Origin of the sequence: Streptomyces sp. NPDC089424 (genome assembly GCF_044749345.1) — a bacterium.
GTDB lineage: Bacteria > Actinomycetota > Actinomycetes > Streptomycetales > Streptomycetaceae > Streptomyces.
On sequence record NZ_JBIVHU010000002.1, the window covers coordinates 698,971 to 720,107 of the forward strand.

The window sequence follows — 21,137 nt, forward strand, 5'->3', positions numbered from 1 at the left end:
CTCAGGTATGTCATACTTTGGGTAATTACGTCAGTTCTTGTCGGCCAGGGAAGCGATCGGATGGGACGGCGTTGGATCCGCTCGCCGGGTCTACGGTGGTCGAACCGGCTGTTCGCCAGCGTGATCATGGTGGCCGCGATGACAGGGTTCATCGCACTTCTCAGGCCGCACACTGCCTCACTGCACCTCTCGGTGCTCTATCTGCTGGTCGTCCTCCCCGTGGCCGTCGTCTGGGGGACGGGACTGGCGCTGATCACGTCGGTCCTGTGCGTCGTCGTCTACGGATACCTGTTCGTCCCTCCGTTCCAGGCGTTCCCGGTCGCCAACTCCGAGGACATCGTCGCCCTGATCGTCTTCGCCCTGACCGCGCTGGTCGTGGGGCATCTGGCGGCCCGGATGCGGCGGGCCCTGCGGGCGGCGCAGCGCCTGACGGAGGAGCACGCGGCGCTGCGCCAGGTCGCGACCCTGGTCGCCCGCTCCTGCCCCCCTTCGGAGGTCTTCGAGGCCGTCACCCGCGAGGTCGGTCTGCTCTGCGGCGCCGACGTGGCCCGCATGGAGCGCTACGAGGCGGACGGAACCGTCACGGGCGTCGCCGCCTGGAGCCGCAACCGCCAGTTCGATCCGCTGCGGGTGGGCACCCGGTTCGACCTGAGCGGGCTGAGCGTCGCCCGCAATGTGCGTCACAGCGGCCGGCCGGTGCGGATCGAGAGCTTCGCGGGGGCCACGGGGCCGATCGCACAGGAGTCCCGCGCCAGGGGCATCCGCTCCTCGGTGGGCTGCCCGGTCACCGTCGGCGGGCGGCTGTGGGGGGTCATCGCCGCGTCCACGACGAAGGACAAGCCCTTTCCCGGGGACACCGAGGCGAAGATCGCGAGCTTCACCGAACTCGTGGCGACCGCCGTGGAGAACGCCGAGGCACGCGCCGAGCTGTCGGCCTCACGGGCAAGGATCGTCAACGCCGCCGACGAGGCGCGCCGGCGCATCGAGCGCGACCTCCACGACGGTGTCCAGCAGCGTCTGGTGTCGCTGGTGCTGCTCGTGGGCTCGACGCAGGACATGGTGCCGCCGGAACTGGACGAGCTGCGGGCGCGGCTGCGTGACGTGGGTGACGGACTGACGGACGCGTCGGAGGAGCTGCGCGAGATGGCGCGCGGCATCCACCCCTCGGTGCTTGCGACCGGTGGTCTCGTCTCCGCGCTGAAGGCGCTGGCGCGACGCTGCCCCATACCGGTCGACCTCGCGGTCCACACCGTGGGCAACCTGCCCAAGCAGGTCCAGGTGAGCGGCTACTACGTCATATCGGAGGCGCTCACCAACGTGGTCAAGCATTCCCGCGCCACCGCCGTCACGGTCACGGTCGCGGAGGACGAGACGGTGCTGCACCTGGCGGTCCGCGACGACGGTGTCGGGGGTGCGGACTTCGACGGGGGTACGGGCCTGGTAGGGCTCAAGGACCGGGTGGAGGCGCTCGGGGGCCGGATGAGCGTCGACAGTCCGCGCTCCGCGGGCACCACCCTGCGGGTGGAACTGCCGCTCTTCCACCGGGACCGTGGCGACTCCGAGCCGGCACGGGGGCCGGCGCTGAGCGCGGCGCAGGGGTCGTCCGGCCGCGCTCCGGACAGCGGCCCGCGAACGCGCTCCTCGCCCGCCTGATCGTCGCCGCGCCCGCCCGCAGTGAGCCCGCCTCGTGACCACGCGGAGCCCGCCCGCCCCCGTGCCCCGGTTCGCGCGCCGGAGCGCGCGGGACCGGTGACGGGGCAGGGGCAGGCCGTCAGGCCGGGGTGCGGGGGTCCAGGAGCTGGTCGGTCGCCGCGGGGGTGGCGGGGACGAAGACCGGGGCGTCCTGCTGGTAGAAGATGTCGATGTCCGCCTCCTCACCGCCGACGATCAGCGTGTCCCACGCACCGCTCTGCTGGAGCGTGCGCAGGGTCGAGGGAGCCAGCACGGAGAGGTGGGCCCGCAGTTCCTCGTCGTCGGGCAGGCCCGGCAGACGCGCGGCGAGGCGGTCCCTGATCGCCCGCATGCGGTCCAGCAGGAGCTCCAGGTCCTGCTCCTCCGCTCCCGTGGGCACGGCGCCCCCGGGAGTCCCGGCGGCAGGTCCGGTGACGCCGGCCACCGGCCCCTGCGCACCGTCCATGCTGCTGTCGATGATGTCCTTGATCGCTCGGGTGACGCCCCGCTCGTCCGTCGTGACCATCGCGTTCCACGCGCGGCTCTTGTGGCGGTACTGGAGCATCGACATCGCCGCCTCGTGGCGGATGAAGTCCGCGTCGCGCAGCGGGCGGCCCTGCCAGACGCGGCTGAGGGAACGGGCCAGCGAGAGGGCCGAGGCCAGACCGCTGTTCAGGCCGCGGCCGGGCCAGAAGTGGATGGCGTTGGCCGCGTCGCCCAGCAGGAAGCCGTACGTCCCGGGGCGGTCGGCGGCCGGACGGGTGAGCTGGGCGGTGAACCGCGGCCGCTGCACCATGTCGAGCCGGAACGAGGTGACCGCGCTGAGGTCGTCCTCGGCGACACCGAAGAGCCGGAGCCCCTCCTGGATCCGCTTCCACAGCGGGGAGCTGCGCAGCAGTGCGGGCAGGAACAGCGTGCCATGGGTCGGGCAGACGAACTCGTTGTCCTCCTGGCGGCTCATCACGCACGGCCGGGCCGCTATGCACTCCTCGAAGACCTGGCGCACCGGGTCGATGCCGATGACGTTGCGCGCCTCCTCGCGGGTCAGCCGCATGTTGAGGAAGCCCTCGCCGCGCAGCGAGTTGAGCAGGAAGCGGTTCTGCGCCACCGTCAGCAGGACGCTCATCGGGTCCGTGAGCCGGGACTTGACCCGCAGCCCCAGTACGACGTCCTGGAGGTGCTCCCCGTCCAGGGAGTAGATGGAGGCGTCGGCCGCGCCGAAGCGGTCCGCGAAGTGCTCCCGGGTGCGGGAGCGACCGCCCTCGCAGATCACCAGCACGTGGTCGCGGGCGACGAGGTGCTCGTGCTCGGCCGGGTCGAACCGCTTGGGGATCAGCCGGATCGCGGACTTGGTGTTGGCCAGTTGCAGCAGCCGGTCCTCGACATGGGCGATGCGGATGTTGCGGGGCGGCCGTCCGTTCACGGAGTCGGGCCCCAGCGGCCACATCTCGGAGAAATGGCCGTCCCCGAACAGCGCCTCCCCCATCTCCTCCGTCAGCGCGAGGTACTGCCGGCTCTGGACGGTGACGACCTGCTGGCGGCGGACGTTGCCGTGCGTCTCGTCCTTCCAGACCACGTCGGTGCCGCTGCGGATCCAACGGCCGTCGTAGACGGTGACCGAGACCCGCCCGCGAAGTGCCTCCTCCAGCAGCAGGGCGAAGGCGAGGCCGACCGGGCCGCCGCCGCTCACCGAGACCCGCAGCACGCCGGGGTCCACGGCGGCGCCGGCGCGGGGCAGGGCGAGCTGGGAGAGGTCCATGACCGTCTCCACGGCCTCCTGCGTCTCGAACAGGAAGGTCTCGTCGCCGATGCGTATGGTGTCGCCGGGCGTCAGCTCGTGCCGGGTGACGCGCTTGTCGTTGACATAGGTGCCGTTCCTGCTGTCGCGGTCCCGCAGCACGTAGGCGCCGTTCTCCGTGACGATCTCGGCATGCAGGCGGGAGGCACTGACGCTGACGATGATGACGTCGTTGTCACTCTTGCGCCCGAACGTCAGCGGAGCGTCGCCGAGGACCACGCTCTGACCGGCGAAGGGACCGGTGCGTCCCACGATGACCGACAACACGGAAACTCCTTAGGGAAAAGCCAGGTTGGTTGAAGTATGTGCGACATGTCGACGCGCGAGGTCACTCGCCGTTCGGTCGGCAGGTCACCGAGAACGGGACGGAGTTGGACTTCGCGTCGAACGGCGACCGGATCTCCACCGCCATCGCGCTCTGCAGCGTCCCCTCCTGCGCATACGTCGACAGCCGCACCGTCTCCTGCCGGGTCGTCGGCTCGCCCTCCCGGATCGTCAGCGTCCGCCACTGCCGGTCGACCACCGAGCCGTTCTCCGAGACCCACCGGTACGAGAACTGGACGGGAGGCCGGGTGGTGGTGAACGTCGCGGTGAACCAGGGCGCCTGGCCGTCGCCCGGCGGGCAACTCCCGTCGTACGTGGTCGCGTTGCCCGCCACTGTCACCGACACGGGCTGCGAGGCGCTGTCACCGGCCCCCTTCCCGCCGTCCGCGTCTCCGTCACCGTCGCCCATGAGGGCGTAGGTCAGGCCGCCGCCGAGCAGGACGAGCGCGGCGGCTCCGGCACCGATCAGGTACGCGGTACGACGGTTGCTCCGCGCGGGGGCGGGCGCGGCACCGGTGCCGTGCCCGAAGCCGGGGCCCGGCGGCGGGATCACCGGCCCGAACCCCGCCCCGGCGGGCGGAGGCCCGAACGAGGGCATCGGCGACGGGGCGGCCGCGGCGGGCGCCGCCGAGACCCCTGGCACCGGCGCGGTCGCCGTCCCGCCGGGTGCGGCGGCCGACACCGCCGTACGCTCCTGCGACGTGGGCCGGCCCGGTGCCGAATGCCCCGTCGCCGACGGCCCCGTCGCGGGGGTGACGGCCGTCGTGCCGCTCGCGGCGAGCGTGGCCGTCGTGTCCTCGGCGGCCGGGGTCGGCACGGTCTCTCCGGTGGCGGACACGGCGGTCGGCAGTTCCTCCGCCGCCGTGACCGCCGCCGTCACCCCGGCCGTGACGGCGGCCGTGGCCGAACTCGTGGCGACGGCGGTGGTCGTGGCGACGGCCGCGTCGGTGGTGGCGTCCGGCTCCGCGGGGAGCGCCGGCTCCCCCGCGGCCAGGTGCAGTTCCCGCGCGGCCTGCTCGGCGGTCATGCGCTCCTCGGGGTCCTTGCGCATGAGGCCCTCGATGACCGGTGTGAGCGCTCCCGCCCGGTGCGGCGGCGGAAGTTCGTCGTCCACGACGGCGCGCAGCGTCGCCAGTGCCGTCGTGCGGCGGAACGGCGAACGGCCCTGCACGGCCGTGTAGAGCAGCGCGCCCAGCGACCACAGGTCGGAAGCAGTGCCCGGCGTCCGTCCCAACGCCCGCTCCGGCGCCAGGTACTCGGGCGATCCGACGACCTCGCCGGTCAGCGTCAGCGCCGTGTCCCCCTCCACGGTGGCTATCCCGAAGTCGGTCAGCACGACCCGGCCCTCGTCACCGAGCAGGACGTTGGCGGGCTTCACGTCACGGTGCAGCACGCCCGCGCCGTGCGCCGCGCGCAGCGCCGCCAGCACCTCGACACCGATGCGCGCGGCCTCCTTCGGCGCCATGGCGCCCTCGGCGGCGATCACATCGGCCAGGGAGCGGCCCCGGACGAGTTCCATCACGATCCAGGGCCGGCCGTCGAAGGTGGCCACGTCGTAGACGGTCACCACGCCGCGGGCGTTGACCCGCGCCGCCGCCCACGCCTCCCGCTCCAGCCGGGTGTACATCCGCGCGGTGCGCTCGGCGGGGAGTTCGACCGCGGCACGCACCTCCTTGACCGCGACCTCACGGTGGAGCACCTCGTCGCGGGCGCGCCACACGGTGCCCATGCCGCCCTCACCGAGGACGGACAGCAGTCGGTACCGCCCGGCGACGAGCCGCTCGCCACCCGCGTCGGGCGAGGCCGCGTCCTGGTTGTGCATGGGGGTCAACTCCCTGTCTCTGCGAACTGCCGAACAGTACGATGAATCGCTAGACGATCACTAACTGATCATTTCAGAATGAGTTCGGTGCAGGGTTTGGTCGTGATGTGAGCGTAGCGGCGAACATCTGCGGTGTCAGATGATCTTGCGGCTACCACCGGTCGCCCTGTCCGGAACCCGTCGTCCGCAGGTGCTCGATGCCGGTGTCGAGCGCGGCCTTGAGGTGGGCGGAGTCGCCCGTGGACATCATGATGGTCACCCCTCCCTGGATGCCCGCCAGCAGCGCGGCGGCCGAGCGGTCCACGTCGAGGACGGGCGACACCAGGCCGTTGGCCTGCATGACGCGCATGCCGCGGGCGAGTTGCCGCTGCCATTGACGCATGAGCTCCGTGACAATCGCGCGGGCTCCGGGACGGGATCGCCCGACCTGCAGGAAGAGTGCCCCCAAGGGGCAGTGGTCGCCCTGGCGTTCGTAGCGCTCCACCACCAGGTCCCGCCACTGGTGCCAGGACTCCCAGGAGTCCAGCCGTCCGAGGTGGGGCTGCTGGTCCTCCAGGACACGGTCCGCCTCGAACTGGGCCACCGCCAGCAGCAGCTCGTCCTTGCCCTCGGGGAAGTAGTGGAAGAGCTGACTCTTGCTGGTGCCGGTGCGGCCACGGATGTCGTCCAGCGTCGTGAAGGCGACACCCTGCTCGCGCAGGACCTCGGCGGCCCCCTCGACGATGCGGGCCCGGGTGGCCCGTCCTTTCGCGGTCGGTGCGTGCGACATCTCGTCTTCCTCTCGCCTGCCCATCTGGACCAGAAGGTCCATTTTATGCCGTCCCCCGCGTCTGGACTTGCCGGTCCATTTTTCGCGAGGCACCGTGGTCCGCACGTTGTGGAACGAGAAGGAGCGGGCGTCATGAGCGAACGGCTGAGGAACAGGACAGCGCTGGTCACGGGGTCGACCAGCAACATCGGGCTGGCGATCGCCGAGGCGTTCGCCGCGGAAGGGGCCCACGTCATCGTGTCCGGGCGGAATCAGGAACGGGGGACCCGGGCGGCCGACAGGATCCGCGCAGCCGGTGGCCGCGCGGACTTCCTCGCCGCGGACCTCGACGGCAGCAGGCGGGCTTCGCAGGACCTGGCCGACCGCGCGCGGGAGACCCTGGGCGGGCGGATCGACATCCTGGTGAACAACGCCGGGATCTATCCGGCCCCCGGCACCATGGCCACCGACGAGGCCACCTTCGACAAGGTCTACGCGGTCAACGTGAAGGCGCCGTTCTTCCTCACCGCCGCGGTCGTCCCGGGGATGCGGGAGGCCGGCGGCGGGGTGATCGTCAATCTGGGGTCGTGGATCGCGCGGCTGGGCGTTCCGCTCGGCGCTCTCTACAGCTCCACCAAGGGCGCGATGGAGACGCTCACCCGGGCGTGGGCGGCGGAGTTCGGGCCGGCGGGCGTGCGGGTGAACGCCGTCTCGCCCGGCGTGATCCTGCCTCCGGCTCCCCCCGGCAGCGAGCCCCACGCGGGCGAGATCATGATGAAGGGCACCCCCGCCGGCGGCGTGGGCACTCCGGACGCCGTGGCGCGGGCCGTGGTCTGGCTGGCCAGCGAGGAGGCGGCCTTCGTGCACGGGACGGTGGTCGACGTCGACGGAGGCAGGACGGGCGTCGCGGTCATCGCGGCGTAACCCCCCGGGGGCTTGACTGTCCCGGGGCCCGGTTCTCCCGAGGCCCGGCTCTCCCCCGGAGCTTGGCTCTCCGGGGCTCCGGCCCTCCGGCGAGAGGCCCCAAGGGCTCGGCTCACGGGCGCTCGGCGCTCCGGCATCAGGCCGTCTGGGACTCGGCCCTCCGGGGCTTCACCTTCCGGCGAGAGGCCCTCCAAGGCTCGGCTCTCGGGGCCTCGGCCCTCCGGCGCTTGGCCTCCGGGGCTTGGCTCTCCGACTCTCGGTCCTCCGGGGCTCGGCCCTCCAGGGGCTTGGCGCTCCGAAGCTTCGCCTTCCGGCGAGAGGCCCTCCAGGGCTCGGCTCTCGAGCCCTTGGACCTCCGGCGCTTGGGCTATCGGGGGGCTTGGCTCTCCGAGACTTCGCCTTCCGCGGCTCGACTCTCCGGCGGTCGGCCCTCCGGCGCGCTTGATGCCAGGCGCGCTGGAGCCCTCCGGGGGCTTGGCCCTCCGCCACTCGGTCTTCCGACTCTCGGTTTTCCGACGCACGGCCCTCCGAGGGCTTGGCCCTCCGAAGCTTCGCCTTCCGGCGAGAGGCCCTCCAGGGCTCGGTTCTCCGGCGGTCGGCCCGCCGGCGCTCAGCTCTCCGGGGGGCGGGGAGTCCGGCGCTTGGTGCCAAGCGGCGCGCGGAGTTCGCCGGTGCGTTTCCCCTCGCTTCCGGAGGCTCTACCGTGCCGGTCATGCGCGACGACACGCCTGACGAGGCGCGCCGGGTCCGGCTGAGCCGTACTTTCGACGAGGACGCGGAGTTGTACGACCGGGCCAGGCCCGGATATCCCCGGGAGGTGTTCGACGACCTTGCCGAACTGGCCGGCGTCGGCCCCGGCTGCCGCGTCCTGGAGGTGGGCGCGGGCACCGGCAAGGCGACCTTGCCGCTCGCCGAGCGCGGGTGCCGGGTCACCGCGGTCGAACTGGGCGCGGGCATGGCCGCGGTCGCCCGGCGCAACCTGGCCGGGTTCGACTCGGTGGAGATCGTGACCGCGGACTTCGAGACCTGGCCCCTGCCGGCCGAGCGGTTCGACGCGGTCGTCTCGGCGACCGCCTTCCACTGGATCGATCCGGCGATCCGGATGGTGAGGTCCGCCGACGCCCTGCGGCCCGGTGGTGCGCTCGCCGTGGTGGCCACGCAGCATGTGGCGGGCGGCAGCGAGGAGTTCTTCGCCGAGGTACAGCACTGCTACGAGCGCTTCGACCCGGCCACACCACCGGGGCTACGGCTTCCCGCCGCGCAGGACGTCGACACCTCGTCCCACGCGGAGGAGGTCGCGCGAAGCGGCCGTTTCGGTCCCGTCGACACCCGGCGCCACACATGGGAGTCGACGTACACGACGGCGCAGTACCTGGACGTCCTGCGCACCTACTCCGGCCACCGGGCGCTGCCACCCGCCGCCCGGGAGGGCCTGCTGGAGTGCGTCGCCGCTCTGATCGACAGCCGCTACGAGGGCCGCGTCACCAAGCGCTACCTCACGGAACTACGGGTGTCGCGCACGGTCCCCGGCACGAACAGGCTCAGCCGATAGGTGGTCGGCCGGACCTGCCGACCGCACAACACGTCGATCCGCGTCATGGACCAGTCGATCCGGCCACCGGGGGCACGCAAGCCACGCAGGTGATCCCGCCATCGCGCCTCGTCCTGGGTCTCGAACAGCACCTCCCAGCGACCGTCTTCGGGCGCCGGGCGGCCGGCGGCCCACCGCCCTCTCCCCTGCCGTTCACGCCTCTTCCGTTGTCCCGCCACGGGCCGAGGATCGCTCACCGTCCGCGCCACGGCAAGACGAGCGTCCTGGTGATCCGTGGTCGGGCAGCGGCGCGAGCAGCGCGCGGGTCCTCACTGTTCCCGCATGCCCCACGGGGACCCGTACTCGGTGAGCAGGTCCAGGAAGGGGCGGGCCGGGAAGGCCTCGGGGCCGAGGACGCCCTTGCCGGTCCAGGCGCCCGACGCGAGGATTTCCAGGGCGACGACCGGGTTGATCGCCGTCTGCCACACCACGGCCTGGCAGCCGTACTCGGCCATGGACCACTCGTTGTCGACGACGTGGTACAGGTACACCTCGCGCCGCTCGCCGTCCTTCTGGCCGCGCACCAGCGTGCCGGCGCAGGTCTTGCCCCGCATGCGGTCGCCCAGGGTGGCCGGGTCGGGCAGGCACGCCGCGACGACGTCCCGGGGCGAGACGGCGACCGCACCCTGGGGGCCGGGCACGGTGACGGGTTCCGTGCGGTCGAGCCCCACCAGGTGCAGCATCTTCAAGGTGTCGATGAACTCGCCGCCCAGGCCGTACTTGAAGGTGACGCGCCCGGCGTCGATCCACCGTGGGACGAGGAGGACCTCCTCGTGCTCGACGTTCACGCACTCGACGGGTCCGATGCCCTCGGGGAAGTCGAACACCTCGGGTTCGCTGAACGGCTCGGTCGTGAACCAGCCCCGCTCCGCCTCGTAGACCACCGGCGGGTTGAGGCATTCCTCGATCGTCGTCCAGATGTTGAAGGACGGGGCGAAGGCGAATCCGTCTACCGTGAGGTCGGCCCCGTCGCGGATGCCGATCTCCTCGATCCGGTCGAAGAGTTCGTCGGCCGCGTGGCGTGCGAAGACGTCGGACAGGCCCGGCTCGACGCCCATGCCGACCAGTGCCAGCGCACCGTTCTCCGCCCACTCGTCGGCCTGGGCGAACTGCGCGTCGCCGAGCTTCACGCCGCACTCCTCGTAGGGCCGCTCGGGATGCGGCCTGGACAGCGACATCGCCATGTCCAGATAGGTGACGCCGGCCGCGAGCGCCGCCTGGAACAGCGGCATCACGAAGCGCGGGTCGGTGGCGTTGAGCAGGACGTCGCACCCGTGGCGGCGCAGCAGTGCCGTGACGGCCTGTTCGTCCTGGGCGTCCACCTGTTCCGCAACAAAGCGGCTGCCCCGCTCCCCCAGGGACGCGACGGCCGCCTCGGCCCGTGCGTGGTCGTAGTCGGCCACGATCATGGTGTCGAGGAACGGCCGCCGGGCCGCGATCCGGGTGATCGCCGTGCCCACGCCACCGGCTCCCACGAGAAGTACGCGCATGATCAGTTTCGCCTCTCAGTCGAGCATCCATCGGTACGGAGGGGCCCCTGGCCGGAATCAAAGGCGCCGCGGACACGTAAGGTCAACCACGTTGGCATAAGACACACCCGGAGGAGCCGAGGTGCCGAAGCCCGTCGTCCGCGAGGAACAGCGCAGGCGGCGCCGCCCCACCAGGAGCGGCACCCTGCTGTCCGACACCCTGTTCGTCGACGCCGCCCTCCTTCTGCTGCGCGAACACGGCAGCGCGGGGCTCACCGCCCGCCGTCTGGGTCTGGTCCTCGACTGCGACCCGAGCGCGCTGTACCGCTACTTCCGGGGCATGGACGAGTTGGTCCTCGCCATCGGCGACCGGCTCATCGGGCAGGCACTGGACGGCTGGACGCCCACCGGCCGGTGGCGGACGGATCTGCGCGACGTGGGGCTTCGCATCCACGCCGCGTACACCGCCCATCCCCAGGCCGCCCAGCTCACCGCCGGCCGTGTCTCGGGGCGGGCCAACGAACTGGCCGCCGACGAAGCGATCCTGGACATCCTGCGCACGGCCGGCTTCCCCTCGCCGGACACGGTGCGCATCTACCACGCGTTCATCGACCAGACCCTGGCCTTCGCCGCCCTCGACGCCGCGTCGCTCGCCCTGCCACAGCAGTCGCTGCGCTCCGACGAGGCCATGTGGCGCTCGACGTACGCGGCGCTGCCCGCGGCCGCCTACCCCCGCATCGCCGAGGCGGCGCCCCTCCTGGCCGCCCGCATGAACACCAGCGCGTACCCGACAGCCCTGGAGATGCTCCTGGACAGCGTGTCCGCCCAGCGGGACGGGCGGGCAGGCCAGGAGCCCGATCACCCGGGGGAAACGGATGTACGAATGTCCGTGGCACGTGATAATCACTACGTCCACGGGCGGTGATCATCAACCCCCCGTGTCAGGACAGAGCAAGGGGTGGGGACATGGCGTTGCTCCGGGACTTGGGGCTCACGCTGGGGAAATGGGCGGGGCGGCCCGGCGCACAGGTGCAGAAGGACTCCGGCGACCCGGACGTCGCGCGCGTGCGCGAGGCCGCCGAAGCGGCGGACTGGGCCTCGGTGCGCCAGGTGCTCGCGGCACGACCTGAGAGCGAGGGGCGGACCGAACTGCTCTGGGCCGTGGCCGACACCGCGGGCGTGGAGCAGTGGATCACGAAGGCGCTGGACGCGGAGACGGAGTCCGAGGCGACCCTCGCCCGGCTCGTGGCGGGGATCCGCCACATCAGCTGGGCCTGGGAGGCACGGACGGCGGCCCGGGCGGCAGACGTCTCCCGCGAGCAGTTCGAGGTGTTCCACGCCCGGCTGCGCACGGCCGAGCAGTGGCTGTACGAGGTGGCCGAGCGCGAGCCGCGGTGGGTCTCGCCCTGGTACGCCCTCCAGATCACCGGCCGCGGCCTTCAGGTCGGCCAGGTCCTCGCGCGCCGCCGGTTCGAGGCGACGGTACGACGCGATCCGGAGCATCTTGGCGCGCATCAGCAGCAGTTGCAGCAGATCTGCGAGAAGTGGGGCGGCTCCCACGAGGAGATGCACGCGTTCGCGCGCGCGTCCGTGTTCGGCGCGCCCGGCGGCACGCTGCTCGGGCTGCTCGTCCCGGTCGCGCACATCGAGCAGTGGCTGTCCCTCGATGCGGGACCGGACGCCGCGTACATGCGCCGGCCCGAAGTGGTGCTGTCCCTGCGAGAGGCCGCCGACCACTCGTACCGGCACCCGGACTTCGTGCGCCGCGGCAGCTGGAACTTGGTTCTGAACGCCTTCGCGATGGCCTTCTCGCTGGCCGGGGACCGCGTCGGCGCGCGCGAGTGCTTCGCGGCGACCGACGGCCGGGTCACCGAGTTCCCCTGGAGCTACCTGCACGGCTCCGACCCCGCCTCGGCCTACCGGAAGCAACGTGCGGCGGTCGGGCGCTGAAGGAGGGGCTCCCGCCCGCTCCGTCGCGCACGGTGAGATCCGCGCGCAAGCCCGGCGAGCGCCGGGCACGTGCGCGGTGAACCGCGGGCGCGTGCGGAGAGATCCGGGCACGCCCGTACCGCCTCGCGCGCGACGGCGCTCCGCTCCGGGCCGCCCCGGCCGCCCACCGCATCGCGTCGCCGTACCCCACTCGTCCGCGTCCGCGCCCGCACGGCGCCGGCGCGCCCATCGAAAGACGTCCTCAGGTGCCTCAGTCCGAGACCGCTCACACCTTCCAGGTCGACCTGCGCGGCCTGGTCGACCTTCTGTCCCACCACCTCTACTCGAGCCCTCGCGTCTATCTGCGCGAGCTGCTGCAGAACGCCGTCGACGCCATCACCGCCCGGCAGGCCGCCGACCCCGGTGCGCCCGGCGCCATCACCGTCCGTACCGGTGACACCATCACCGTCACGGACACCGGCATCGGTCTCACCGAGGCCGACGTCCACCGGTTCCTGGCCACCATCGGGCGCAGTTCGAAGCGGACCCCGGACGGTTCCCTCGACGGTGCCGGACTCGACGCCGCCCGGGGCGACTTCATCGGCCAGTTCGGCATCGGGCTGCTCGCCTGTTTCGTCATCGCCGACGAGATCAGCGTCGTCAGCCGGACGGCCCTTGACCCCTCGGCGCCCGCGGTCGAGTGGCGTGGCCACTCCGACGGCCGCTACACGATCCGTACCCTGCCCGCCTCGGCCCAGCCCGAGCCGGGCACCACCGTGCGGCTCACCCCCCGCGCGGACAACGCCGAGTGGACCAGCCCCGAACGGGTCGTCTCCCTGGCCCGGCACTACGGGTCCCTGCTGCGCCACGAGGTCACCGTCGTCGGACCGCGCGGCGAGACCCACCGGGTCAACGAGGCGCCGCCGTGGGAGCAGACCCACCGCTCCCCGCTGGCCCGCCGCGAGGCGCTCACCGCGTACTGCCGCACCCTCTTCGACTTCACCCCGCTCGACACCATCGAGCTCGACCTCCCGGCGGCGGGACTGCGCGGCGTCGCCTACGTCCTGCCCACCGCCGTGAACCCGGCGCAGCGCGCGGGTCACCGGGTGCACCTCAAGGGCATGCTGCTCAGCGACCAGGCGCCCGAACTGCTGCCGGACTGGGCGTTCTTCGTGCGCTGCGTCGTCGACACGACCAGCCTGCGCCCGACCGCCTCCCGCGAGGCGCTGTACGAGGACGGCACCCTGTCCGCCGTACGGGACGCGCTGGGCGAGCGGATCCGCGACTGGCTCACCGGCCTCGCCGCGAGCGACCCGTCGCTGCTGCACCGCTTCATCGACACCCACCACCTCGCGGTCAAGGCACTGGCCCGCTACGACGACGAGCTGCTGCGCATCGTGCTGCCCTGGCTGCCGTTCGAGACCACCGACGGCAACGTCACGCTGGAGGAGTTCGCGCGGACGCACCCGACGCTGCTGGTCACGCGCAGCGTCGAGGAGTTCCGCCAGGTCGCCCCCATCGCCTCGGCCGCCGGACTCGGCGTGGTCAACGGCGGCTACACCTACGACCGTGATCTGGTGCACCGGCTCCCGGAGATCCGGCCCGGCACGGCCGTCACCGACCTCGACCCGGCCACCGTCACGGCCCATCTCGACGCCGTGGACCCGGGCGCCGAACTGCGGGCGGCGGCCTTCCTCGCGATCGCCCGGGAGACGATCGGCGTGCACGACTGCGACGTCGTCCTGCGCGACTTCCAGCCCGTCACCGCGCCCGCGCTGCTCCTGGACAACCGGGAGGCGCGCCACGAGCGGAGCAGGTCGACTCTCGCCGCCGACAGCGACGGGCTGTGGGCGGACATCCTGGGTTCGCTGCGCCACGACACGCCGCGCGCCCAGCTCGTCCTCAACCACCTCAACCCGCTGGTCCGCCAGGCCATCACGATCGACGAGCACGGCCTGGCGGTCACCACCGCCGAGGCACTGTACGGCCAGGCCCTGCTGCTCAGCCGCCGCCCGCTGCGGGCGAGCGAGAGCGCCCTGCTCAACCGGGCCTTCATCGGCCTGCTCACCCACGCCATGCACCACCCCGGCACGGCGGCACCCGGCTCCGAGCCCCGGAAGGAACTGTAGATGCTGGACACCCCCGAGGCCGTGGTCGAGGCGCTGCGCGACAACCACGACCGGCCGCACGGCCTGCCACGCACCGTCACCGCGGAGGAGCTCGTCGAGGCGGCGGAGCCCTTCGACAAGCCGGACGTCCTCGTCACGGCGCTGCTGGAGCTGATGTCGGCGTACGAGTTCACCGGCGAACACCGCAAGTCGCCCGTGGTCTTCGCCCGGCTGCTCAAGCTGTGGGACACCGCCCCCGAGTGCTTCAGCGAGTGGGAGGCCCGTCAGGTCTTCTGGCGCTTCAAGTGGGTGACGACCTCCCTGCTCCAGGTCCCTGACGTGCCCCTGGAGACCATCCACGGCTGGATCGACCGGATGCGCGACCGCTACGAGGCGGCGGACCACGACATGCAGCCGGTGGCGGCGATGCGCTACCACGTCGCGGCCCACACCGGTGACGGCGTCAGCGACGCCTACGACCTGTGGGTCACCCGGCCGCGCACCGACCTCAGCGACTGCGAGGCCTGCGAGATCCGCCACCTCGCGGAACACGCGGTGCGGGCGGGCGACGACGCGGCCGCGCTCGAGACCTGGCGTCCCGTCCTCGCCGGCTCCGCGGGCTGCACGGAGGAGCCGCAGATGAGCCAGGCGCGGGCCCTGTTGCCGCTGCTGCGCGCCGGCCAGGCGGACGAGGCCCGCTCGCACCACCTCACCGGCTACCGGCGGGTCCGCGGCAACACCGGCATGCAGCACGAGGTCGGTCTGCACGTGGAGTTCTGCGCGCTGTCCCGCAACGAGGGCCGCGGGCTGGAGATACTCGCCGAGAACCGCCCCCTGTTCGAGTCGACCGGCGCGCCGCTGGACCATCTGGGCTTCCTCACCGGTGTCGAGGTGCTGCTCGCCCGGCTCGTCGAGGACGGGCACACCGCTACGCCCGTCGCCGGACCGCCCGGACGGACCTGGACGGCGGGGGAACTCCTCACGCACGTCCGCTCGGAGGCCGACCGGCTCACCGCCGCCTTCGACAACCGGGGCGGCACCACGGCAACCGGGGACCGCCGCAGGCTGCGCCTGGCCCGGCGTCCGCTGCTCGACGAGCCCCTGCCGCTGGGTCTGCGGACGTCCACCGCCCGCACGCTCGCGCCGTCCACGGCGTCACCGGCAGCCGTCCCGACCGCGACCACGACCACGACCACGACGGACGTTCCCGAGGACTTCGCCTCCCTGGTGCGCGAGGCACGGCGCAAGTCGAGTGCGGGGCATCCCGGGGGCGTCCGGCTCTGGAACCGCGTCGCGGAACGCGTGGCCGACGGCACCGCCACGCACGAGGACGGACTCGGCCCGCTGGAGCTGCTGCACGCGGAACTGGCCGAGCACCGGGCGCGCATCCTCTCGCACGAGGACCGCGACGCGGAGAGCGTCGCCGAGTTGGAGAAGGCCGCCGAGCTCTTCGAGCGGCTCGGGATGCCGTGGCAGGCCCTGTCCGCCCGCACCCACGCCCTCGCCAGGTCGACCCTCCCCGAATCGGACGGTGACGAGGCGGCCGCCGGCACCGGCCGGCCGGACCCGGACGCCGTCCGGGCCGGTGTCGACAAGGCGCTGGGCGAGGCGGAGCGGCTGCGGACCGAGGCGCCGTTCACGGGCGGGCCACGGGGTGAGGGGGAGGCCGCGTACGGAGCGGACGCGGCGGGAGAGCGTGCGCAGGAGTACCTCGCCACGCTGCACTCCTGCACCTACGCCGCCTACGGGGAGGTGCTGCGCCTGCTGCCGCAGGTGCCCGACTCCACGCTGGAGTGGTTCGAGGAGTGCACGCGCACACTGCACTCCGAGGCGGAGCGGCTGGCCCTGCCTCACCAGGTCGCCAACGCGCGGCAGTTCGTCGCGGACGTCGCCCTGCGGCGGGGCGACCTCGAACGCGCCGAGACGGAACTGCGGGCGGCCCTGGAGGACATCGCCGCGTCCGGGCGGCCCTGGCGCGCCATGCGTCCGCGCGCCCTGCTCGCCCAGCTGTTCCTCGGCAAGGACGAGCCGGAGGCGGCCGCGGAGCTGCTGCACCAGGTGATCGGGGACGCGGTCCGCCACGACGACGTCGAGTTCCCGCTGGCCGCGACGTACGCGCTGCTCGGCCACGCCGCCTCGCACACCGGGGACTTCGGCGCGGCCGTCCGCCATCTGTCCGAGGCGGCAACGCGCCACGACCACCAGGGCGACCACGACGCGGCCGCCGACATCCGGCTGCAGCTCGCCGACGTCCTGGCGCGCAGTGGCCAGCAGGCCGACGCCGTCGCCGTGCTGGAGTCCGTGCTCGCCGACGAGGCGGCCGCTTCCCTGGACGAACGGCTGCACGCCCAGGCCCGGCTGACGCTGGCGCGCGGACTGCGGGAGCTGGCGGAGTACCTGGCCTCCGCCGAGGAGTTCCTGCGTCTGGCGGACACCGTCGCCGCCTGGGAGGACGACCGCGCGACCCATACGCTGGTGGCGGCGGAGACGGCGGTGACGCTCGCGATGGCCGACCGCTGGGACGCGGCCGACACGGCGTACCGGCGCGCCCTCGCCGCGCACGCCGAGGCGCCGAATCCCTCCCTGATCCTGCACATGGTGTGCGAGTTCGCGCGTCTGGTCATGTCGGCCCGCGGCGCCGACGGCCTGGACACGGCCCTCGACCACCTGAAGCAGGCCGACGCGGTCCTGGACGCCCTCGACGACGGCGACGAGAGCGTCGCCGTCTGGTACGAGAGCGGCTCGGTGCACTACCGGCGCGCCCGCGTGCTCGCGGAGGCCGAGCGCTTCCCGGAGGCCCTGACCGCGGCGGAGGCGGCCGTCGCCGCGCACGAGAGGGGCGGGGAGCAGGGTGAGGTGCCGCGCGCCGAAGCGGTCCGTGTCGCGGCGCTGATCGAGGGGAACGGCCTGGGCCGGTTCAAGGACGCGACGGTCCGCCTGACGGCGGCGGCGCGCCGCTGCCGGCAGGCGGACCTGGGCGACGCCGCCGACATCCTCGACGCCCTGCGGGAGGACTTCCTGACCCGTCTGGAGCGCTGAACGCCCCGCTCGGCAAGGGCAGTTGAATGACGGGCGGAGGTGCCGTGAACCCGGCGCCTCCGCCCGTCGCGTCCGCCGGTGGCTGACGTACAGTGCCTGCGTGGAGATCAAGTGCAGCCAGTGCCAGGCCGGCGACCTGCAACCCGGGTTCATCGAGGACGGCGGTGACCACGCGAGCGGCTTCTCGCGGTGGATCCCGGGGCCGCTGGAGCGCGGGATCTTCGGCGGAGCCAAGCGCTGGGGACGTCCCCGCTTCCAGATCGACGCCTACCGCTGCGCCCACTGCGGCCACCTCGAACTGTTCGCCCCGCACGAGGTCTGACGCCGGCGGCAGCACGGCACGGTCCCGGAGGACCGACCGCACGCACTCGAGGTGCCAATTCCCCCACGGCTCACGGCAATTTGCGTCCGGGGGCTTGCCGACCTATTGCCTCACCACTTAAATCAAAGCCTGAACTAAGAGGCTCCGCAGCCGCGTCGCGCCTTCGGCATGCCCTCAGGCGAGTGACTCACCAGCATCTCGCCCGGGCACCGCGGCACGCAGCGCGCGCCGCGGGCACCTGCTCGTCGGCACCCGCACCGCCCCCGTATCGGCACCCGTAGAAAGCTGACGCATGAGACACACGACTCGCACGAGACGCCTCAGACGCAGGTCACTCGGTGTCGCGCTGATGGCGACCGCGGCCCTCGTCACCCTCCCCGGCCAACTGCCCGCCGCGGCCGCCGAGACCCCGCTGTCCCAGGGCAGGACCGTCACGTCGTCGTCGGACGAGAACGCGGGAACGCCCGCGCGCAACGCCGTGGACGGCGACCGGGGCACCAGGTGGTCCTCCGCCCCGGGCGACGACCAGTGGCTGCAGGTGGACCTCGGCGTCACGGCCTCCGTCAGCCGTGTCGTGCTCGACTGGGAGGCCGCCTACGGCAAGGACTACAAGATCCAGCTGTCCCAGGACGGTGCCGCCTGGCGAGACGCCGCAACGGTGACCGGCGGCGACGGCGCCGCCGACACGGTGGACGTCTCGGGACAGGCCCGCTACGTACGGATGCAGGGGCTCACGCGGGCCACGCCCTGGGGCTACTCCCTGTGGGAGTTCCAGGTGTTCGGTACGACGGACGGCACCCCGCCCGCGACCTGCGACAGCGCCGACGCCGCTCGCGGCAGGCCCGCCTCGGCCTCCTCCGTCGAGAACGCCGGCACGCCGGCCTCGGCCGCGTTCGACGGTGACGGCGGCACCCGCTGGTCGAGCCGGTCCTCCGACCCGCAGTGGGTCCAGGTGGACCTCGGCTCGGTGCGTGACCTGTGCAAGGTCGACCTGAACTGGGAGGCCGCGTACGCCCGGGACTTCCGGATCCAGACCTCCGCGAACGGGCAGGACTGGACGACGCTGAAGGAGGTCACCGGCGCCACCGGCGGGCAGACCTCGTACGAGGTGAACGGCTCCGGCCGCCACGTGCGCATCCTCGGCACGGCCCGCGCGACCGGCTACGGCTACTCCCTGTGGGACGTGGGGGTGCACACCGCCTCCGGTGGCACCGGCCCCATCCAGGGCGGCGGTGACCTCGGCCCCAACGTCATCGTGGTGGATCCGTCGACCCCCGGTCTGCAGCAGAAGTTCGACCAGGTCTTCGCGCAGCAGGAGGAGAGCCAGTTCGGCAGCGGCCGCTACCAGTTCCTGCTGAAGCCGGGCACCTACAACGGCATCAACGCCCAACTGGGCTTCTACACCTCGGTCTCCGGGCTCGGGCTCAACCCTGACGACGTCCAGATCAACGGCGACATCACCGTGGACGCGGGCTGGTTCGACGGCAACGCCACCCAGAACTTCTGGCGTTCGGCCGAGAACCTCGCCATCAACCCGGTGAGCGGCACCAACCGGTGGGCGGTCGCCCAGGCCGCGCCCTTCCGCCGGATCCACGTCAAGGGCGGTCTCAACCTCGCCCCGAACGGCTACGGCTGGGCCTCCGGCGGCTACATCGCCGACTCGAAGATCGACGGCACCGTCGGCCCCTACTCGCAGCAGCAGTGGTACACGCGCGACAGCTCCGTCGGCGGCTGGACCAACGGCGTGTGGAACATGACGTTCACCGGCGTCGAGGGCGCACCCGCGACCAACTTCGCCAGTGGGCCGTACACCACGTTCGACACCACCCCGATCTCACGGGAGAAGCCGTTCCTGTACCTGGACGGCAGCACCTACAAGGTCTTCGTGCCCGCCAAGCGGACCAACTCGCGCGGTGTGTCCTGGCCGGCGAACGCCGGTGGCACCTCCCTGCCGCTGGACCAGTTCTACGTGGTCAAGCCCGGCGCCACCGCCGCGACCATCAACGCCGCGCTCGCCCAGGGGCTGCATCTGCTGTTCACACCGGGCGTCCACCACATCGACCAAACCATCCAGATCGACCGCGCCAACACCGTCGTACTGGGCCTCGGTCTGGCCACGATCATCCCCGACGGCGGCATCGACGCCATGCACGTCGCGGACGTCGACGGGGTCCGGCTGGCCGGCTTCCTGATCGACGCCGGCGCGCGGAACTCGGACACGCTGCTGCAGATCGGCCCCGCCGGTTCGTCGGCCGACCACTCCGCCAACCCCACCACGATGCAGGACGTGTTCGTCCGCATCGGCGGCGCGGGTCCGGGCCTCGCCACCAACTCCGTGGTGGTCAACAGCGACGACGTCCTGATCGACCACACCTGGATCTGGCGCGCCGACCACGGGGAGGGCGTCGGCTGGGAGACGAACCGCGCGGACTACGGCCTGCGCGTCAACGGCGACGACGTGCTGACCACCGGCCTGTTCGTCGAGCACTTCAACAAGTACGACGTGCTCTGGACCGGCGAGCGCGGCCGCACGATCTTCTTCCAGAACGAGAAGGCGTACGACGCCCCCGACGAGGCCGCCATCACCCACGACGGCATCGTCGGCTACGCGGCCTACAAGGTCGCCGACACGGTGAACGAGCACGAGGCCTGGGCTCTCGGCAGCTACTGCAACTACACGTCCGACGACACGATCGTTCAGCACCACGGCTTCCAGGTGCCGGTGAAGCCGGGCATCAGGATGCGCCACGTGATGGTGATCTCGCTCGGCGGCAAGGGCCAGTACCGCCACGTGATCAACGACACGGGAGCGGGGACCTCGGGGACGGACACCGTTCCGTCCAAGATCGTCCAGTTCCCCTGACCTCTCCCGGCCCGCACAGTGCCTGAAGGCTCCCGAGGACGCGTCACCGTCCTCGGGAGCCTTCGCGCGCGGGGTCGCGGCAGGGCACCTCAGGGCCGCTTCGCCGTGAGGCGCTGGAACAGTTCCCAGCTCGCGCGTTCCACCCAGTTGTGCAGGAGCTTGCCGTCCTCGCGCACGGCCCACACCGCGGTGCCGGTGAAGGAGATCGGCCGCCCGTCCGGCTCGGAGCCCAGCACGCCGTTGTTCCGTCCGTGCAGCCGCCAGCGGGAGGCGACCCTGCTGCCGTCCTCGTTCTGGAAGGTCTCGGTCACCTCCAGCCGGAGGTCGTCGACCTGGCCGAGGAAGGCCCTGATCCACGCCTTGAAGTTCTCGCGCCCGCGGATGTCCACGCCGGCGTTGGTGATCACGAAGTCCTCGACGACGAAGTCGTCCACCTTGTCCGGATCGTGGGCGTTCCACACCTGCTCCCAGAACGCCTCCACGATCTCGACCGAATTCCCGCGCGTCATGTGTCCTCCCGGTGGTCCGG

14 protein-coding genes are annotated in these 21,137 nt (G+C 72.2%); 9 read left to right on the top strand and 5 right to left on the bottom strand.

The genetic code is table 11. The features are described from left to right. Window positions 1-126: 126 nt before the first annotated feature. Window positions 127-1,653, top strand: coding sequence for a DUF4118 domain-containing protein (locus ACIP2X_RS10800; protein ID WP_401672286.1), 1,527 nt, complete (start codon window positions 127-129; stop codon window positions 1,651-1,653). A gap of 118 nt (window positions 1,654-1,771) precedes the next feature. Here ACIP2X_RS10800 and ACIP2X_RS10805 read toward each other — a convergent pair whose 3' ends face one another. The 3 genes from ACIP2X_RS10805 to ACIP2X_RS10815 form a co-directional block, all read right to left on the bottom strand. Beyond that, window positions 1,772-3,736, bottom strand: coding sequence for an FHA domain-containing protein (locus ACIP2X_RS10805; protein WP_401670312.1), 1,965 nt, complete (start codon window positions 3,734-3,736; stop codon window positions 1,772-1,774). Window positions 3,737-3,797: 61 nt separating this feature from the next. Then, entirely contained in the window at window positions 3,798-5,615 is a 1,818-nt protein-coding gene (locus ACIP2X_RS10810; protein ID WP_401670315.1) for a serine/threonine-protein kinase, read from the bottom strand. A gap of 151 nt (window positions 5,616-5,766) precedes the next feature. Further along, window positions 5,767-6,384, bottom strand: a complete 618-nt coding sequence (locus tag ACIP2X_RS10815; protein ID WP_401670317.1) for a TetR/AcrR family transcriptional regulator — start codon at window positions 6,382-6,384, stop codon at window positions 5,767-5,769. Between the two features lie 132 nt (window positions 6,385-6,516). Between ACIP2X_RS10815 and ACIP2X_RS10820 the strand changes: the two genes are divergently transcribed. Together ACIP2X_RS10820 and ACIP2X_RS10825 are read left to right on the top strand one after the other, a co-directional pair. After that, window positions 6,517-7,287 (top strand): SDR family NAD(P)-dependent oxidoreductase, encoded by a 771-nt coding sequence (locus ACIP2X_RS10820; protein ID WP_401670319.1) that lies wholly within the window; start codon window positions 6,517-6,519, stop codon window positions 7,285-7,287. Between the two features lie 712 nt (window positions 7,288-7,999). Beyond that, window positions 8,000-8,839 carry a class I SAM-dependent methyltransferase gene (locus tag ACIP2X_RS10825; protein WP_401670322.1) on the top strand — a complete coding sequence of 280 codons (840 nt, stop codon included), beginning with the start codon at window positions 8,000-8,002 and terminating at the stop codon, window positions 8,837-8,839. 308 nt (window positions 8,840-9,147) lie between these two features. On the opposite strand, the gene ACIP2X_RS10830 is transcribed toward ACIP2X_RS10825, so the two are convergent. Further along, window positions 9,148-10,368: a saccharopine dehydrogenase family protein gene (locus ACIP2X_RS10830; protein ID WP_401670324.1), complete on the bottom strand. Its 1,221-nt coding sequence runs from the start codon at window positions 10,366-10,368 to the stop codon at window positions 9,148-9,150. Window positions 10,369-10,489: 121 nt separating this feature from the next. Between ACIP2X_RS10830 and ACIP2X_RS10835 the strand changes: the two genes are divergently transcribed. The 6 genes from ACIP2X_RS10835 (at window position 10,490) to ACIP2X_RS10860 (ending at window position 20,608) form a co-directional block, all read left to right on the top strand. Beyond that, window positions 10,490-11,272 (top strand): TetR/AcrR family transcriptional regulator, encoded by a 783-nt coding sequence (locus ACIP2X_RS10835; protein ID WP_401670326.1) that lies wholly within the window; start codon window positions 10,490-10,492, stop codon window positions 11,270-11,272. 41 nt (window positions 11,273-11,313) lie between these two features. Then, window positions 11,314-12,297: a hypothetical protein gene (locus tag ACIP2X_RS10840; protein WP_401670328.1), complete on the top strand. Its 984-nt coding sequence runs from the start codon at window positions 11,314-11,316 to the stop codon at window positions 12,295-12,297. A gap of 245 nt (window positions 12,298-12,542) precedes the next feature. After that, a complete protein-coding gene (locus tag ACIP2X_RS10845) occupies window positions 12,543-14,405 on the top strand; it encodes an HSP90 family protein (protein WP_401670331.1) in 1,863 nt (620 codons plus the stop codon). Continuing rightward, window positions 14,406-17,423 carry a tetratricopeptide repeat protein gene (locus ACIP2X_RS10850; protein WP_401670333.1) on the top strand — a complete coding sequence of 1,006 codons (3,018 nt, stop codon included), beginning with the start codon at window positions 14,406-14,408 and terminating at the stop codon, window positions 17,421-17,423. Window positions 17,424-17,529: 106 nt separating this feature from the next. Further along, the gene (locus tag ACIP2X_RS10855) at window positions 17,530-17,745 is read left to right on the top strand and encodes a hypothetical protein (RefSeq protein WP_401672288.1); all 216 of its coding nucleotides are present in this window, start codon (window positions 17,530-17,532) and stop codon (window positions 17,743-17,745) included. 292 nt (window positions 17,746-18,037) lie between these two features. After that, window positions 18,038-20,608: a discoidin domain-containing protein gene (locus ACIP2X_RS10860; protein WP_401670336.1), complete on the top strand. Its 2,571-nt coding sequence runs from the start codon at window positions 18,038-18,040 to the stop codon at window positions 20,606-20,608. Between the two features lie 89 nt (window positions 20,609-20,697). Here ACIP2X_RS10860 and ACIP2X_RS10865 read toward each other — a convergent pair whose 3' ends face one another. After that, window positions 20,698-21,117 (bottom strand): ester cyclase, encoded by a 420-nt coding sequence (locus tag ACIP2X_RS10865; protein ID WP_401670339.1) that lies wholly within the window; start codon window positions 21,115-21,117, stop codon window positions 20,698-20,700. Window positions 21,118-21,137 lie beyond the last annotated feature (20 nt).